This window comes from Pseudomonas sp. M1, from assembly GCF_022760135.1.
Taxonomy (GTDB): Bacteria; Pseudomonadota; Gammaproteobacteria; order Pseudomonadales; family Pseudomonadaceae; genus Pseudomonas; species Pseudomonas citronellolis.
Genome location: NZ_CP094343.1, coordinates 106868 through 122588, shown reverse-complemented (window position 1 = coordinate 122588; position 15721 = coordinate 106868). Strand labels below are relative to the sequence as shown.

17 protein-coding genes are annotated in these 15721 nt (G+C 68.5%); 12 read left to right on the top strand and 5 right to left on the bottom strand.

Annotated features, from left to right (window positions below; genetic code table 11):
• Positions 1–49 precede the first annotated feature (49 nt).
• The 7 genes from PM1_RS00590 (at position 50) to PM1_RS00560 (ending at position 7359) form a co-directional block, all read left to right on the top strand.
• Complete coding sequence (locus PM1_RS00590) at positions 50–2326, top strand: putative bifunctional diguanylate cyclase/phosphodiesterase (RefSeq protein ID WP_009614014.1); 2277 nt, start codon at positions 50–52, stop codon at positions 2324–2326.
• 129 nt (positions 2327–2455) lie between these two features.
• On the top strand, positions 2456–2638 hold the full coding sequence (oscA, locus tag PM1_RS00585) for a sulfur starvation response protein OscA (protein ID WP_009614015.1): 183 nt from the start codon (positions 2456–2458) through the stop codon (positions 2636–2638).
• Positions 2639–2725: 87 nt separating this feature from the next.
• Positions 2726–3724 carry a sulfate ABC transporter substrate-binding protein gene (locus PM1_RS00580; RefSeq protein WP_009614017.1) on the top strand — a complete coding sequence of 333 codons (999 nt, stop codon included), beginning with the start codon at positions 2726–2728 and terminating at the stop codon, positions 3722–3724.
• 99 nt (positions 3725–3823) lie between these two features.
• Positions 3824–4642 (top strand): sulfate ABC transporter permease subunit CysT, encoded by an 819-nt coding sequence (gene cysT, locus PM1_RS00575; protein WP_009614019.1) that lies wholly within the window; start codon positions 3824–3826, stop codon positions 4640–4642.
• A gap of 10 nt (positions 4643–4652) precedes the next feature.
• Entirely contained in the window at positions 4653–5525 is an 873-nt protein-coding gene (gene cysW, locus PM1_RS00570) for a sulfate ABC transporter permease subunit CysW (RefSeq protein ID WP_009614021.1), read from the top strand.
• Between the two features lie 3 nt (positions 5526–5528).
• Entirely contained in the window at positions 5529–6518 is a 990-nt protein-coding gene (locus PM1_RS00565) for a sulfate/molybdate ABC transporter ATP-binding protein (RefSeq protein ID WP_009614022.1), read from the top strand.
• Between the two features lie 91 nt (positions 6519–6609).
• The gene (locus PM1_RS00560; protein WP_009614023.1) at positions 6610–7359 is read left to right on the top strand and encodes a sulfite exporter TauE/SafE family protein; all 750 of its coding nucleotides are present in this window, start codon (positions 6610–6612) and stop codon (positions 7357–7359) included.
• 547 nt (positions 7360–7906) lie between these two features.
• On the opposite strand, the gene PM1_RS00555 is transcribed toward PM1_RS00560, so the two are convergent.
• On the bottom strand, positions 7907–8479 hold the full coding sequence (locus tag PM1_RS00555; protein WP_009614024.1) for a TetR/AcrR family transcriptional regulator: 573 nt from the start codon (positions 8477–8479) through the stop codon (positions 7907–7909).
• Positions 8480–8576: 97 nt separating this feature from the next.
• Here PM1_RS00555 and PM1_RS00550 point away from each other — a divergent pair, with 97 nt between their 5' ends.
• Positions 8577–9320: an SDR family oxidoreductase gene (locus PM1_RS00550; protein WP_009614025.1), complete on the top strand. Its 744-nt coding sequence runs from the start codon at positions 8577–8579 to the stop codon at positions 9318–9320.
• A gap of 29 nt (positions 9321–9349) precedes the next feature.
• Positions 9350–9940 (top strand): 2-hydroxychromene-2-carboxylate isomerase, encoded by a 591-nt coding sequence (locus tag PM1_RS00545; protein ID WP_009614026.1) that lies wholly within the window; start codon positions 9350–9352, stop codon positions 9938–9940.
• Between the two features lie 36 nt (positions 9941–9976).
• On the opposite strand, the gene PM1_RS00540 is transcribed toward PM1_RS00545, so the two are convergent.
• On the bottom strand, positions 9977–10381 hold the full coding sequence (locus PM1_RS00540) for a hypothetical protein (protein ID WP_009614027.1): 405 nt from the start codon (positions 10379–10381) through the stop codon (positions 9977–9979).
• 129 nt (positions 10382–10510) lie between these two features.
• Between PM1_RS00540 and PM1_RS00535 the strand changes: the two genes are divergently transcribed.
• Positions 10511–11299: an MmyB family transcriptional regulator gene (locus PM1_RS00535; protein WP_009614028.1), complete on the top strand. Its 789-nt coding sequence runs from the start codon at positions 10511–10513 to the stop codon at positions 11297–11299.
• Between the two features lie 6 nt (positions 11300–11305).
• Here the strand turns inward: PM1_RS00535 and PM1_RS00530 are convergent, their stop codons facing one another.
• The gene (locus PM1_RS00530) at positions 11306–11830 is read right to left on the bottom strand and encodes an Mpo1 family 2-hydroxy fatty acid dioxygenase (RefSeq protein ID WP_009614029.1); all 525 of its coding nucleotides are present in this window, start codon (positions 11828–11830) and stop codon (positions 11306–11308) included.
• Positions 11831–11909: 79 nt separating this feature from the next.
• Between PM1_RS00530 and PM1_RS00525 the strand changes: the two genes are divergently transcribed.
• A complete protein-coding gene (locus PM1_RS00525; protein WP_009614030.1) occupies positions 11910–12605 on the top strand; it encodes a Crp/Fnr family transcriptional regulator in 696 nt (231 codons plus the stop codon).
• A gap of 224 nt (positions 12606–12829) precedes the next feature.
• Entirely contained in the window at positions 12830–13594 is a 765-nt protein-coding gene (locus PM1_RS00520) for a hypothetical protein (protein ID WP_009614032.1), read from the top strand.
• Between the two features lie 18 nt (positions 13595–13612).
• On the opposite strand, the gene ppk2 is transcribed toward PM1_RS00520, so the two are convergent.
• Both ppk2 and PM1_RS00510 read right to left on the bottom strand, forming a co-directional pair.
• The gene (gene ppk2 / locus PM1_RS00515; protein ID WP_232244603.1) at positions 13613–14500 is read right to left on the bottom strand and encodes a polyphosphate kinase 2; all 888 of its coding nucleotides are present in this window, start codon (positions 14498–14500) and stop codon (positions 13613–13615) included.
• A 227-nt stretch (positions 14501–14727) separates the two neighbouring features.
• Positions 14728–15714, bottom strand: coding sequence for a magnesium transporter CorA family protein (locus tag PM1_RS00510; protein ID WP_009614036.1), 987 nt, complete (start codon positions 15712–15714; stop codon positions 14728–14730).
• Between the last annotated feature and the right edge of the window lie 7 nt (positions 15715–15721).

Sequence of the window (15721 nt, the reverse complement as noted above, 5' to 3'; positions counted from 1 at the left end):
ATGGCCATCCACTATACTGCGCAGCCAATAACTCGCTCCCCTCGCGATAATGAATCCACGCCCGAGTGCCCTCCGCATCTGCCTGCTGTACCTGTTGTTCGCCTGCCTGTGGGGGTTGACCAGCGACCAGCTGTTGCGCCTGGCGGTGGGCGATGGCGACCTGCTGCCCTGGCTGGTGGCGAAAAAGTATCTTTTCTTTGCCATCAGCGCCGGCGTGCTGTTCCTGCTGCTGGCCCGGCAGTTCAGGTGGATGCGGCGCACCTTCGCCGCCCGCGAGCGCAGCGAACGGCGCTTCGAGCGGGCCCTGGACGCCCTGGACGACGGCCTCTGGGAATGGGATATCGAGCGCCACCGGGTGTTCTACTCGCCCGGCTACGCGCGGCTGCTCGGCCTGAGCGAGGAAGCGCTGGGCGACAGCTTCGCCACCTGGGAACAGCGGCTGCACCCGGACGACCGCGACAGCGTGCTGGCCCAGCACCGCGACCTGCTGCAGCGGCGCAGCCAGCGCCTGGAATGCACCTACCGCCTGCGCCACGCCGACGGCAACTACCGCTGGGTGCATGCCCGCGCGCGCCTGAGCGGCGGCCACGACGGCGAGCCGCTGCGCATGACCGGCGTCAGCCGCGACGTCACCGAGCAGCGCAAGGCCAACGACCACCTGCGCCAGGCCGCGGCGGTGTTCGAGGCGACCCAGGAAGGCCTGCTGGTGACCGACGACAAGGGCACGATCCTGCACGTCAACCCGTCGTTCCAGCGCATCACCGGCTACAGCGCCGACGAGGTGGTGGGGCGCAACCCCTCGATGCTCAAGTCCGGGCGCCAGGACGACGCCTTCTACCAGCGCATGTGGCAGGCCCTGAACGCCGAAGGCCTGTGGTGCGGGGAAATCTGGAACCGGCGCAAGAGCGGCGAGGTGTACCCGCAGTGGCAGCACATCTGCGCCGTGCACGACGAGCAGGGGCGCCTGACGCACTACGTCGCGGTGTTCTCCGACCTCAGCAGCATCAAGCGCTCGCAGCACGAGCTGGACTTCCTCGCCCACCACGACCCGCTCACCGGGCTGCCCAACCGCCTGCTGCTGCGCGAGCGCATCGAGCAGGCCCTGGCCCGCGCCGAGCGCGAACAGGGCAGCGGCGCCCTGCTGCTGCTCGACCTGGACCACTTCAAGCACGTCAACGACAGCCTCGGCCACAGCGCCGGCGACCAACTGGTCAAGACGGTGGCCGAACGCCTGCGCGGCTGCCTCGACGAGCACGCCTCCCTGGCGCGCCTGGGCGGCGACGAGTTCGCCGTGGTCCTGGAGAGCCAGCAGCCGCACCATGCCAGCAGCCTCGCCCAGCGCCTGCTGGAGGCCATGCACGCGCCCTTCGAGGTACAGGGCCAGCCGATCTACATCTCCGCCAGCATGGGCGTCAGCCTGTTCCCCGACGACGCCCGCGACGTCGACCACCTGCTGCGCCACGCCGATGCCGCGCTGTTCCAGGCCAAGGCCAGCGGGCGCAACCTGTACGCCTTCTACACCCCGGAGCTGACCGCCCGCGCGCGTTCCCACGTGCAGGTGGAAGCCGCCCTGCGCCAGGCGCTGGAGCACGACGAGCTGCGCGTGTACTACCAGCCGGTGCACGACCTGGCCAGCGGCCAGGTGGTCGGGGTGGAGTCGCTGGTGCGCTGGCAGCACCCGCAGCGCGGCCTGGTGCCGCCCTGCGAATTCATCCCGGTGGCCGAGGAATGCGGGCTGATCGCCGCCATCGACGCCTGGGTGCTGGACCAGGCCTGCCGGCAGATGCGCCAGTGGCTGGACGACGGCGTGGCGCTGGATTTCGTCGCGGTGAACCTGTCCAGCCGCCTGTTCGGCCGCGACGGCCTGGAACAGCGCGTGGCCCGCGCCCTGCAGGAAAGCGGCCTGCAGCCGCGGCACCTGGAGCTGGAAGTGACCGAGAGCGCCATCATGCAGAACATCGACCAATCGGTGGCCCTGCTGCAGCGCCTGCGGGCGCTGGGCGTGCAACTGGCGATCGACGACTTCGGCACCGGCTATTCCTCGCTGATGCGCCTGAAGCGCATGCCGGTGCAGAAGCTGAAGATCGACCAGGGCTTCGTCGCCGGCCTGCCCGGCGACGCCGAGGACGCCGCCATCGCCCGCGCCATCATCGCCCTGGCCCGCAGCATGGGCCTGAGCGTGGTGGCCGAGGGCATCGAGCGCCCGGACCAGGCGGCCTTCCTCCTCGACCACGCCTGCGACTTCGGCCAGGGCTACTGGTACGGCCGCCCGCAGCCCGCCGACGAGCTGCCCTGGGCCCGGGCGGTGGCGACCGAATCGAATTAAAACCTGGTGGAATATAAAAATTCTTAAATAGTATTTTTAAGAATATTCGACTCCTGCCTAAGATGCGCTCACACCGCACGCGCCGCCCATCCGGGACGGCCCGGCGAAGCCCACCAAGGAGCCCAGATCATGAGCGCAACCCTCCGTAGCCTGGAAGGCCAGGACGAAGCCAACATCCTGCGTGAAGTGCAGAGCGCCCTGCGCGGTCTGCGTTTCGGCGCCGTCGAGATCACCGTGCACAACGGCCAGGTGGTGCAGATCGAGCGCAAGGAGAAGTTCCGCCTGCAGCAACCCGCCAGCCGCCAGAGCTGACCCGGGGCCCACGCGCCCCACCGCGACGCCCCCGATAAGAACACGCCAACAAGCACAACACTGAAGATTCGTATCCAGGAGCTGCACATGTCCATCCGCCGTTTCGCCCTGGCCGCCCTGGCCAGTGCCTTGATCGCCGGCCCCGCGGCCGCGGCCACCCAACTGCTGAACGTCTCCTACGACCCGACCCGCGAGCTGTACCAGGCCTACAACGCGGCCTTCATCAAGCACTGGAAGGCCCAGGGCGGCGACGACCTGACCGTGCAGCAATCCCACGGCGGCTCCGGCAAGCAGGCCCGCGCGGTCATCGACGGCCTGAAGGCCGATGTGGTGACCCTGGCCCTGGCCGGCGACATCGACGAACTGAACAAGCTCGGCAACCTGCTGCCGGCCGACTGGCAGGCGCGCCTGCCGGACAACAGCACCCCCTACACCTCGACCATCGTGTTCCTGGTGCGCAAGGGCAACCCCAAGGGCATCAAGGACTGGGGCGACCTGACCAAGCAGGGCGTGGAAGTCATCACCCCCAACCCGAAGACCTCCGGCGGCGCCCGCTGGAACTTCCTGGCCGCCTGGGCCTGGGCCAAGAAGCAGTACGGTAGCGACGACAAGGCTCAGGACTACGTCAAGGACCTGTACAAGCACGTGCCCGTGCTGGACACCGGCGCCCGCGGCTCGACCATCACCTTCGTCAACAACAACATCGGCGACGTGCTGCTGGCCTGGGAGAACGAAGCCTTCCTGGCCAAGAAGGAACAGGGCGGCGAGAACTTCGAAATCGTCGTACCCTCGCTGTCCATCCTGGCCGAGCCACCGGTGGCGGTGGTCGACAAGACCGTCGACAAGAAAGGCACCCGCAAGGTCGCCGAGGAATACCTGAAGTACCTGTACAGCGAGGAAGGCCAGCGCATCGCCGCGCAGAACTTCTACCGCCCGCGCAACGCCAAGGTCGCCGCCGAGTTCGCCAACCAGTTCCCGAAACTGGACCTGGTGACCATCGACAAGGACTTCGGCGGCTGGAAGGTCGCGCAGCCGAAGTTCTTCAACGACGGCGGCATCTTCGACAAAATCTACCAGGCGCAGTGAATACGGGCTGGAAGCTGGAAGCGCGAAGCTGGAAGTCGACCTCGGCACCGCTTTCAGCTTCAGGCTTCCAGCTTCCGGCTTTCAGCTAACGAGGTTTCAATGTCACGACGCATCTCCCCGGTCATACCCGGCTTCGGGCTGACTCTGGGCTACACCCTGGTGTATCTCAGCCTGTTGGTGCTGATTCCGCTGGGGGCCCTGTTCCTCAAGACCACCGAGCTCAGCTGGGAACAGTTCTGGACCATCATCACCGCCCCGCGCGTGCTCGCCGCGCTCAAGCTGAGCTTCGGCACCGCGCTGATCGCCGCCCTGATCAACGGCGTGATCGGCACCCTGCTGGCCTGGGTGCTGGTGCGCTACCGGTTCCCCGGGCGCAAGATCATCGACGCCATGATCGACCTGCCCTTCGCCCTGCCCACCGCCGTGGCCGGCATCGCCCTGACCGCGCTCTACGCCCCCAACGGCATGATCGGCCGCTTCGCCACCGAGCTGGGCTTCAAGATCGCCTACACCCCGCTGGGCATCACCCTGGCGCTGACCTTCGTGGTCCTGCCCTTCGTGGTGCGCACGGTGCAGCCGGTGCTGGCGGACATCCCCCGCGAGGTCGAGGAAGCCGCCGCCTGCCTGGGCGCCAAGCCGCTGCAGGTGTTCCGCCACGTGCTGCTGCCGGCGCTGCTGCCGGCCTGGCTGACCGGCTTCGCCCTGGCCTTCGCCCGCGGCGTCGGCGAGTACGGCTCGGTGATCTTCATCGCCGGCAACATGCCGATGAAGACCGAGATCCTGCCGCTGCTGATCATGGTCAAGCTGGACCAGTACGACTACACCGGCGCCACCGCCATCGGCGTGCTGATGCTGGTGGTGGCCTTCGTCCTGCTGCTGCTGATCAACCTGCTGCAACGCCGCATCGAGACCCCGTAAGGAGCGCGCCATGAGTTCCGTAACGCTTTCCACCGCACAAGCGGCGAACGCCGCCCGGCGTGGCAACCCCTGGGGCCGCCGGGAGCTCATCGGCCTGGCCTGGCTGGCCTTCGCCCTGTTCCTGCTGATGCCGCTGTTCGTGGTCCTGAGCGAGGCGCTGAAGCAGGGCTTCGGCACCTTCCTCGAGGCCATCGTCGAGCCCGACGCCCTGGCCGCGCTGAAACTCACGCTGATCGCCGTGGGCATCTCGGTGCCGCTGAACCTGGTGTTCGGCGTGGCCGCCGCCTGGTGCGTGACCAAGTTCGAGTTCCCCGGCAAGAGCATCCTGGTGACGCTGATCGACCTGCCGTTCTCGGTCTCGCCGGTGATCGCCGGCCTGATCTACGTGCTGCTGTTCGGCGCCCAGGGCTACTTCGGGCCGTGGCTCAGCGACCACGATATCCAGATCGTCTTCGCCGTGCCCGGCATCGTCCTGGCCACCATTTTCGTCACCTTCCCCTTCGTCGCCCGCGAACTGATCCCGCTGATGCAGGAACAGGGCACCCAGGAGGAAGAGGCTGCGCGCCTGCTCGGCGCCAATGGCTGGCAGATGTTCTGGCACGTGACCCTGCCGAACATCAAATGGGGCCTGATCTACGGCGTGGTGCTGTGCACCGCGCGGGCGATGGGCGAGTTCGGCGCGGTATCGGTGGTTTCCGGGCACATCCGCGGCGTCACCAACACCCTGCCGCTGCACGTCGAGATCCTCTACAACGAATACAATCACGTCGCCGCTTTCAGCGTCGCCACCCTGCTGCTGCTGATGGCCCTGGTCATCCTGCTGCTCAAGCAGTGGAGCGAGTCGCGCCTGTCCCGATTGAAAGTCAAAGCTGACGAGGAATAAGCCATGAGTATCGAAATCCGTAACGTCAGCAAGAACTTCAACGCCTTCAAGGCGCTCGACGACATCAACCTGGACATCCACAGCGGCGAGCTGGTGGCCCTGCTCGGCCCCTCCGGCTGCGGCAAGACCACCCTGCTGCGGATCATCGCCGGCCTGGAAACGCCGGACGTCGGCAACATCGTGTTCCACGGCGAGGACGTCTCGCAGCACGACGTGCGCGACCGCAACGTCGGCTTCGTGTTCCAGCACTACGCGCTGTTCCGCCACATGACGGTGTTCGACAACGTCGCCTTCGGCCTGCGCATGAAGGCCAAGAAGGAACGCCCGAGCGAGGCGCGCATCGCCGAGAAGGTCCACGAACTGCTGAACATGGTGCAGCTGGACTGGCTCGCCGACCGCTACCCGGAACAGCTCTCCGGCGGCCAGCGCCAGCGCATCGCCCTGGCCCGCGCCCTGGCGGTGGAGCCGAAGATCCTGCTGCTGGACGAGCCCTTCGGCGCCCTCGACGCCAAGGTGCGCAAGGAGCTGCGCCGCTGGCTGGCGCGCCTGCACGAGGAGATCAACCTCACCAGCGTGTTCGTCACCCACGACCAGGAAGAGGCGATGGAAGTCGCCGACCGCATCGTGGTGATGAACAAGGGCGTGATCGAGCAGATCGGCTCGCCGGGCGAGGTCTACGAGAACCCGGCCAGCGACTTCGTCTACCACTTCCTCGGCGACTCCAACCGCCTGCACCTGGGCAACGACGAGCACCTGCTGTTCCGCCCGCACGAGGTCTCGCTGTCGCGCCAGGCGGTGGAAGCGCACCGCGCGGCGGAAGTCCGCGACATCCGCCCGCTGGGCGCGATCACCCGGGTGACGCTGAAGGTGGACGGCCAGGACGAGCTGATCGAGGCCGAGGTGGTCAAGGACCACGACAGCCTGGTCGGCCTGGCCCGCGGCGAGACGCTGTACTTCAAGCCCAAGGCCTACCAGCAGGTGGCCAATATCTGAGCCGCCATCCGTTGAAGAAGAACCCCGCCACGGCGGGGTTCTTCGTTTGCGGGTATCCTGCCCCGCTCCACCGCCAAGGCAAGGCCCGCCCATGTTCGACTCGCTGCCCGCGCACCTGGACCTGATCGTCCTCACCTTCCTCCTCGCCGGCCTGGTCAAGGGCGTGGTCGGCCTCGGCCTGCCGACGGTGGCGGTCGGCCTGCTCGGGCTGCTGATGCCGCCGATGCAGGCGGCGGCCATCCTGGTGGTGCCCTCCACCGTCACCAACGTCTGGCAACTGGCCGCCGGGCCGCGCTTCCTCGGGCTGCTCAGGCGGATGTGGGGCATGCTCGCCGGCATCGTCACCGGCACCCTGGCCGTGGGCTGGTGGCTGGGCGGCGAACACTGGGCGGCGGCCACGCCGCTGCTGGGCGTGGCGCTGGTCCTCTACGCGTTGCTCGGGCTGTCGGCGAAGCGCTTCCAGGTGGCGCCGGCACACGAGGCCTGGCTGTCGCCGCTGATCGGCCTGGCCACCGGCGCCGTCACCGCGGTCACCGGCGTCTTCGTGATCCCCGCGGTGCCTTACCTGCAGGCGCTGGGCCTGGAGAAGGACGACCTGGTGCAGGCCCTCGGGCTGTCCTTCACCGTCTCCACCCTGGCCCTGGCGCTCACCCTCGGGCAGCAGGGCTCGCTGTTGCATGCATCGGTGCTGGGAGTGTCGTTGCTGGCGCTGCTGCCGGCATTGGCGGGGATGTACCTGGGGCAGTGGCTGCGCAACCGCATCAGCCCGACGGCCTTTCGCCGGTGCTTCTTCGGGGGGTTGTTGTTGCTTGGTGCGGACCTGGCCCTGCGGGGGCTCTGAGGCCCTGGGGCTCTGGGGCTTTTCGTAGGAGCGAGCTTGCTCGCGAATGGTGCCTCCCTCTGGCTACGGTGCTTTGGATTGACTCCGCTCCCTCTCCCCAGCCCTCTCCCTGAAGGGAGAGGGGGCCGTTCGGCGTGTGCTGATATTTCGGCTCTCCCTGACACTACGCATAACGCCTGATACCCCCATGAGGCACGGCCTTCGCGCCGGCACGGACTAGCCCTCCCTTCAGGGAGAGGGGCCGTTCGGCGTGTGCTGATTTTTCAGCTCTCCCTGACACTACGCATAACGCCTAATACCTCCATGAGGCACGGCCTTCACGCCGGCACGGACTAGCCCTCCCTTCAGGGAGAGGGGCCGTTCGGCGTGTGCTGATTTTTCAGCTCTCCCTGACACTACGCATAACGCCTAATACCTCCATGAGGCACGGCCTTCACGCCGGCACGGACTAGCCCCCTCTCCCTTCAGGGAGAGGGCTGGGGAGAGGGGCGGTGTTCCGGTTGGTACCGATGTTTCCGGGAGGCACCGTTCGCGAGCAAGCTCGCTCCTACGAAGAAACCCCATCCTCCAACCGCCGCAGCAGGAACGCTTTACTCGACTCGATGATCGCCCGCTGCGTCTCCTCGCTGGCCGTCATCCGCGCCAGCAACAACGCCCCCACGCACTGACTGAGCATCGCCCAGGCGTCCTCCGCATTCCCCAGTTCCTCCGCCCAGGCCTGCTGCAGCCCGAGCATCGCCGCCTCCACCGTGCCGCGCACCTGCTCGTCGGCGCGGGCGATGTCCGCGCCCAGAGCGGGAATGGCGCAGCCGCCGTCGACGTTCTGCACGTGGGCCAGCGTCAGGTAACGCTGCAGGCAGCGCTCCAGGCGCTCGCGGCCGTGGCTGTCGCCGGCCTTGCCCAGGCGCTCGGCGCTGCGCGTCAGTTCGCGTTCGACGATGGCGGCGAACAGCGCATCCTTGGACGGGAAATGGTTGTAGAAGGCACCGCCGCTCAGCCCCACCGCCTTCATCAGCGCGTCCACACCGACGCTGGCGAAGCCCTCGCGCTTGGCGATGGCGCCGCTGCTCTCCAGCAGGCGCTGGCGGGTTTCTTCCTTGTGGCTGGCTGAGTAGCGCATGGCGTGGGCTCCGGAAACGGCTTGACGGCTGCCGGAAGCATAACATAACGTCCGTTTACCAAACGATCGTTTACCCATACGAACAGAGGAAACGAACATGAGCGCTGCCTCCCCCAACGAGAAGAAAGTGGTGCTGGTGATCGGCGCCGGGGACGCCACCGGCGGCGCCATCGCCCGCCGCTTCGCCCGCGAGGGTTACGTCGCCTGCGTCACCCGCCGCTCGGCGGACAAGCTGCAACCGCTGGTCGACGCCATCCGCGCCGAGGGCGGCGAGGCCCACGGCTTCGCCTCGGACGCGCGCAAGGAGGAGCAGGTGGCGGAACTGGTGGAGACCATCGAGCGCGACATCGGCCCCATCGAGGCCTTCGTCTTCAACATCGGCGCCAACGTGCCCTGCAGCATCCTCGACGAGACCGCGCGCAAGTACTTCAAGATCTGGGAAATGGCCTGCTTCTCCGGCTTCCTCACCGGCCAGGCGGTGGCCCGGCGCATGGTCGCGCGCCAGCGTGGCACCCTGCTGTTCACCGGCGCCACCGCCGGCCTGCGCGGCGCCGCCGGGTTCGCCGCCTTCGCCGGGGCCAAGCACGGCATCCGCGCGCTGGCCCAGAGCATGGCCCGCGAGCTGGGGCCCATGGGCCTGCACGTGGCCCACGTGGTGGTGGATGGCGCCATCGACACCGAGTTCATCCGCGACAACTTCCCGGAGAAGTACGCGCAGAAAGCCCAGGACGGCATCCTCGACCCCGAGCACATCGCCGACAACTACTGGTACCTGCACAGCCAGCCGCGCGACGCCTGGACCTTCGAGCTGGACCTGCGGCCCTGGATGGAACGCTGGTAATCCACAACGACAACAAAGAGGGATCACCCATGAGCAAAAGCGTCGAGTTCTACTTCGACTTCGGCAGCCCCACCTCCTACCTGGCCTACACCCAGCTGCCGGGCATCTGCGCCGCGGCCGGCGCCGAGCTGGTCTACCGTCCGGTGCTGCTGGGCGGGGTGTTCCAGGCCACCGGCAACGTCTCGCCGATCGCCGTCCCGGCCAAGGGCCGCTACACCCTGGTCGACATGCAGCGCTTCGCCCGCCGCTACGGCGTGCCGCTGAAGATGAACCCGCACTTCCCGATCAACACCCTGCTGCTGATGCGCGCCGCCACCGGCGTGCAGCTGCGCCAGCCGGAACGCTTCGAGGCGCTGCTGGCCTGCGTGTTCAAGGGCATGTGGGTGGACGCCCTGAACCTGGGCGACGCGGCGGTGCTGGGCCCGCTGCTGGCCGAGGCCGGCTTCGATCCACAGGCGCTGCTGGCGCTGGCGGCGGAGCAGGAAGTGAAGGACGCGCTCAAGGCCAACACCGAGGCGGCCATCAAGCGCGGCATGTTCGGCGCGCCGACCCTGTTCGTCGGCGAGGAGATGTTCTTCGGCCAGGACCGCCTGGACTTCGTCCGCGAGGCGCTGGCCTGAAGCGAAGGGCGGCCCCGCAAGGCCGCCCCTCGCGCCTCACAGGGTATGCAGCGCGGCGGAGCGGCGCAGGCCGAAGAACTCAAGCTCCGCCAGCACCCCAACCACCAGCGCCTGGCCGATCACGAAGGCGCAGCCCAGCACGGTTGGCTGCACCCAGCCGCTGGCCAGCAGGCCCAGGCTTTCCACCACCCACAGCAGGTTGACGGCGATCACCGCCCAGACGCCGGCGCGCGGCAGCACCTCGCAATTGGCCATCCAGGCCAGCACCAGGGCGAGGGGCAGCAGCAGGATGCCGGCCACCATCAGCAGTACCACCGGAAAGCCGAGCAGGCCGCTCAGCGGGTTGGCGGCCAGCGCCAGCAGCAGGCCGGTGGCGCCGCCGGCAAGGGCGTCGAGTTGCAGGGAACGGCGGAGCAGCGGGGACGGTTGCAGCAGAGTCATGGCGAATCCTCCTGAACGAAGCGCCGCCGGTCCGCGGCGCCTGGCCGAAGAATCCGCCGCAACGGGCACAGCGTCGATTACCTGCCAGGTAATGGCCGGGCGCCGGACGGAGGTCTATCGTTCGTTCCCATGGACAGCCAAACCCTCCCCGTCGGCGCCCTGCTGCGCCAGTGGCGCCAGCGCCGCCGCCTCAGCCAGCTCGACCTGGCCTGCGACGCGGACATCTCCACGCGCCACCTGAGTTTCGTCGAGACCGGTCGCGCCCTGCCCAGCCGCGAGATGCTCCTGCACCTGGCCGAACAGCTGGACATCCCGCTGCGCGAGCGCAACCGCCTGCTCGGCGCCGCCGGCTACGCGCCGGTGTATTCCGAGCGGGCACTGGACGACCCGGCGCTGACCGTGGCGCGGCAGGCCATCGACCAGTTGCTCAAGGCCCACGAACCGAACCCGGCGATGGTGGTGGACCGCCACTGGAACCTGCTGGCCTCCAACCACGCGGTGAGCGTCTTCCTCATCGGCGTGGCCCCCGAGCTGCTCGCCGCGCCCTGCAACGTGCTGCGCATGAGCCTGCACCCGCGCGGCCTGGCGCCGAACATTCTCAACCTGGGGCCATGGAAGGCGCACGTGATGGCGCGCCTGCAGCGGGACATCGACGCCAGCGGCGATCCGGCACTGCAGGCCCTGCGCGACGAACTCGCGCTCTACCCGGCGGCGCCCCACGAAGAGCAGGCCAGCGGCGACATGGTGCTGATACCGGTGCAACTGAACACCGAGCTGGGCGTGCTCAGCCTGATCGGCACCATCACGGTGTTCGGCACGCCGGTGGACGTGACGCTCTCGGAACTGGCGCTGGAGACCTTCTTCCCCGCCGATGCGCGCAGCGCGGAAATCCTGCGCCGGCTCACCGGCGCGGGCTAGGGGAGATCAGGCAGCCGCCTTGCGCTCGCGGATGCAGGTCGGCCCGGCGCGCTCTTCCACGGCGCGGCGCACCTCGTCGCGCAGGCCGAGCAGGAAGGCCGCCTCGGCGGCGACGAACAGCGGGCCGACCACCAGCCCCACCAGGTCGTCGACGAAGGCCGGCTTGCGCCCCTCGTACCAGTGGCCGACGAACTGGATCACCCAGCCCACCACGAACAGGCCGATGCCCCAGGCCAGCCAACTGGCGGTGGAACCCGCGGCGAGCACCGCGCCGGCCCACAACGACAGCGCCAGGAGCACGCCCATGAGCACGCCGAAGCGCAGGTCCAGGCGCAGGTAGAACGCCAGCGCGGCCAGCGCCAGCAGGCTCGCCGGGGCCAGCAGCAGGCCGCCGGCCTCAAGACCCGGGCGCGACAGCAGCACGGCGATGGACAGGACGATCATCGGGATGCCGATGAAGTGGCTGAGGATGTTGCGCCGGTCGCGGTGGTAGGCCGCGTACTGCGCCAGGTGATCGACGAGTGTTTTCATTGTTCTGTCGTTCTCGGGCAAGGTGCTGGCATCATGGCTTGGACTGCCGTACCACTCTGTCAACTAGCCGACAAAGCCCATGCCCGACACCGCCGACTGCCTGCAACGCATCGCCTCCGGCCGCTGGTTCCAGCACCTGCCCGCCGAACTGCGCGAAGCCCTCGGCCAGGCCGCCATCGTCCGCCGCCTGCCCGCCGGGCAGCGCCTGTTCGCCCGCGGCGACGCCCCCTGCGGGCTGTATTGCGTGGTCGAAGGCAGGATGCGCGTCGGCGCGGTGGGCGCCAGCGGCAAGGAAGCGCTGCTGGCCCTGGTGGAAGCGCCCAACTGGTTCGGCGAGATCTGCCTGTTCGACGGCCAGCCGCGCACCCACGACGCCTACGCCGAAGGCCCCACCACCCTGCTGCAGGTGCCGCTGCCGGCGCTGCACGCGCTGCTCGCCGAAAAGCCGCAGTACTGGCGCGACTTCGCCCTGCTGATGAGCCACAAGCTGCGCCTGGCCTTCACCGTGCTGGAGGAACAGGCCCTGCTGCCGGCCGCCCAGCGCCTGGCCCGGCGCCTGCTGATGCTGGCCGCCAGCTATGGCGAGGCGCAGGCCAGCCAGCGCGAGCTGCACCTGCCCCAGGAACAGCTGGCGGCCATGCTCGGGCTGTCGCGGCAGACCACCAACCACCTGCTCAAGGAGCTGGAAGCCCGCGGCGTGCTGCGCCTGAGCTACGCCGGCATCGAGATTCTCGACGTCCACGGCCTGCGCCTGGCCGCGGGCGAGGAAGCATGATGGCGTCGGCGAATCACTCTTTCGATCGGTTGCAACGGCCGGCGCAGGCGCTAGCCTTTGCTGGCCCGGAGCATCGGGCGGGGCGCCAGGGGGAGCGCGCCCCGGTACGGTGACCCCTCGCAGGTAACCGGCCGGCCAGGCAAGGCCGGCGCCGTTCGCGAAACCACCCACGCCTGCCAAGGCGTGGCCAGGCGGCCAACAAGAACAACAGGGAAACTCCCGCCATGAACCGCAAATACCTCCTGCAGTACCTGTTCGTCTGTATTCTCACCCTCCTCGCCCTGCCCGCCCGGGCCAACCTGCCCAGCGACGAGCAACAGCTGCAGGCCATGCAGGTCGACGCCTGCCGGGCCCTGGGCAGCCTGATGCTGTTGCGCGGCGAAGGCTTCCAGGAGAACCACGCCAACCAGCTGAAGGCCGACCTGGCCGCCCTGGACACAGCGGTGAAAAGCTACGCCAAGGCCGACGACGGCCTGCGCAAGGCCCACCAGGCGCTGCTCGCGCAGATCCAGGCCGGCACCACCTACGGCCCCAAGGAAGAGGACCTGCCCTGGACCTACCTGCCGGACCTGAGCCGCGCCCTGCGCGACTTCCTCGGCCAGGTCGAGCGCTTCGTGCCGCCGTCCGCGGCCGACGAGCTGCCGCTGTGGCAGGTGCCGGTGCGCATCGAATACCTTTCCGTGCAGTACCTGGCGCGTTCCTACCTGGGCGTGCTGGAGATCGCCCGCGAGGCGCCGCAGAGCTACCTCGGCCAGGACGAGAAGACGCTGCTGCCGCTGATCAGCCGCAGCCTCTCGCGCCTGCCGCCGGGCGCGGCGAGCGGCAAGCTGCAGATGCGCTGGAACTACCTGGAAACCGCCCTGGGCGACATGAACAGCAAGAGCAACGCCCTGGTCAGCGCCTCCGGCCGGCCCTGGGCGCCGATCATCGTCGAACGCCACGCCCGCGAGCTGGCCGGCCAGCTCATGCAGCTCAGCCAGGCGCAGTGAGGCGGGCCCGGCGGCCCCTCAGGCCGCCGGTGCGCTCTCGCTGGCCTCGACCTGGCGCGGCAGCGGCGGCGTGGCATGCGGGCGCGCCAGCTCGTCGCGGTCCAGCTGGTCCGCCCGCCCCACCAGCAGCGGGTCGGGGGCGTGGGCGATGGCCAGGTCCTTGCCGGGGTAGTCCAGCGTGTGCAGGAAGTGGCGCAGGCAGTTCAGCCGCGCGCGCTTCTTGTCGTCGGACTTGACCACCACCCAGGGCGCGTCGGCGGTGTCGGTGTGGAAGAACATCGCCTCCTTGGCCTGGGTGTAGTCGTCCCAGCGGTCCAGCGACTGGATGTCGATGGGCGACAGCTTCCAGTGCTTGAGCGGGTCGTCGCGGCGCGACACGAAGCGCCGCAGCTGCTCCTCGCGGCTGACCGAGAACCAGTACTTGAACAGCTGGATGCCGTTGCGCACCAGCATGCGCTCCAGTTCCGGGGTCTGCTGCATGAACTCCAGGTACTGGCGCGGCGTGCAGAAACCCATCACCCGTTCGACGCCGGCGCGGTTGTACCAGGAGCGGTCGAAGAAGACCATTTCGCCCGCGGTGGGCAGGTGCTGGACGTAGCGCTGGAAGTACCACTGGCCGCTTTCCGCGTCGCTGGGCTTTTCCAGGGCGACCACCCGCGCGCCACGCGGGTTCAGGTGCTCCATGAAGCGCTTGATGGTGCCGCCCTTGCCGGCGGCGTCGCGGCCCTCGAAGAGCACCACGATGCGCTGCCCGGTCTCCTTCACCCAGCTCTGCACCTTCAGCAGCTCCACCTGCAGCTGCGCCTTGAGCGCCTCGTATTCCTTGCGCTGCAGGCGTTTGCGGTAGGGGTAGGACGAAGGCAGGCCGGCGGAGCCGGAATCCTCGTTGCTGCCGCGCGGCGCCATGGCCACGGTCAGGGCGACGGGGCCGTGGCTCTGGGCGCGGATTTCCTCGCCGCCGCGGGTCGGCGTCGGGGCCTCCAGGGCAGCGAGGACGGGCGGGTTCTTGGCATCGGGCTGCGGCATGGTCTCCTCCTGTGAGACATGGGGGCTCGGGCGAGCGCTCCCCCCACTCTGCTAGCCGCCGGGCATGGCGATCTTGATCGATATCAAGGCCGCGCGCCCCGGCGACGCTACAGCCAGCCGCGGAACTTGAACCAGAGGTAGGGGATGATCGCCGAGACCACCATGGCCACCAGCGCCAGCGGGTAGCCGCTGGCCCAGGCCAGCTCCGGCATGTGCTGGAAGTTCATGCCGTACACGGTGCCCACCAGGGTCGGCGGCAGGAACAGCACGGCGGCGATGGAGAACACCTTGATGATGCTGTTCTGCTCGATGTTGATCAGGCCCAGGGTGGCGTCGAGCAGGAAGGTGATCTCCGCGGACATCTTCGACTGGTACTCGCCCAGCGAACGCACGTCGCGCTCCACCGACTTCATGCCCAGGCGCGCTTCCTCGCTGATCCAGGCGTTGCCGTTGCCGCTCTGGCGGAAGTAGGCCAGCGGCCGGCTGACGCTGAGCAGGCTCTCGTTGAGCTTGGACAGCAGCGAGTTGGTGCGCCCCAGCTGCTTGACGATCTGCTGCAGGTCGGTCTTGGGCACGCGGGAGCGGGGCAGTTCGCCGTGGTCGGTGAAGATGTCCCGCGACAGCGTGTCCAGCTGGCCCTGCACCGACTCCAGCACGTCGGCGATGCGGTCAACCACCGCGTCCATCAGGTTGACGAACAGCAGGTCGCTGGCGCCCTTGCAGCCGCTGCGCTGCACCCGCGTCTCGAAGGTGCGGAACGACAGCACGTCGGCGTAGCGCACCGTCACCAGCCACTGCGGGGTGAGCACGCAGGTGACCTCGGCGGTGTTCGGCCGGTGCTCGCGGATGCCGCTGACCACCGAGGTGGTCATGTACAGCGCGCCCTTGCTCTCGTAGAAGCGCGAGGAATCCTCGATCTCGGCCATTTCCTCGCGGGTCGGCACGTCCACTTCGATGAAGGACTCCAGCAGGCGCTCCTCCTCTTCCGTGGGGTGCAGCAGGTCGATCCACAGCGTGCCCGCCGGCATGGCCGCGCCGACTTCGCCGGTGTGGCGCTGCAAGCGGTCGCCGTCGAGGGTGTAATAGGTGATCATGTCGCAT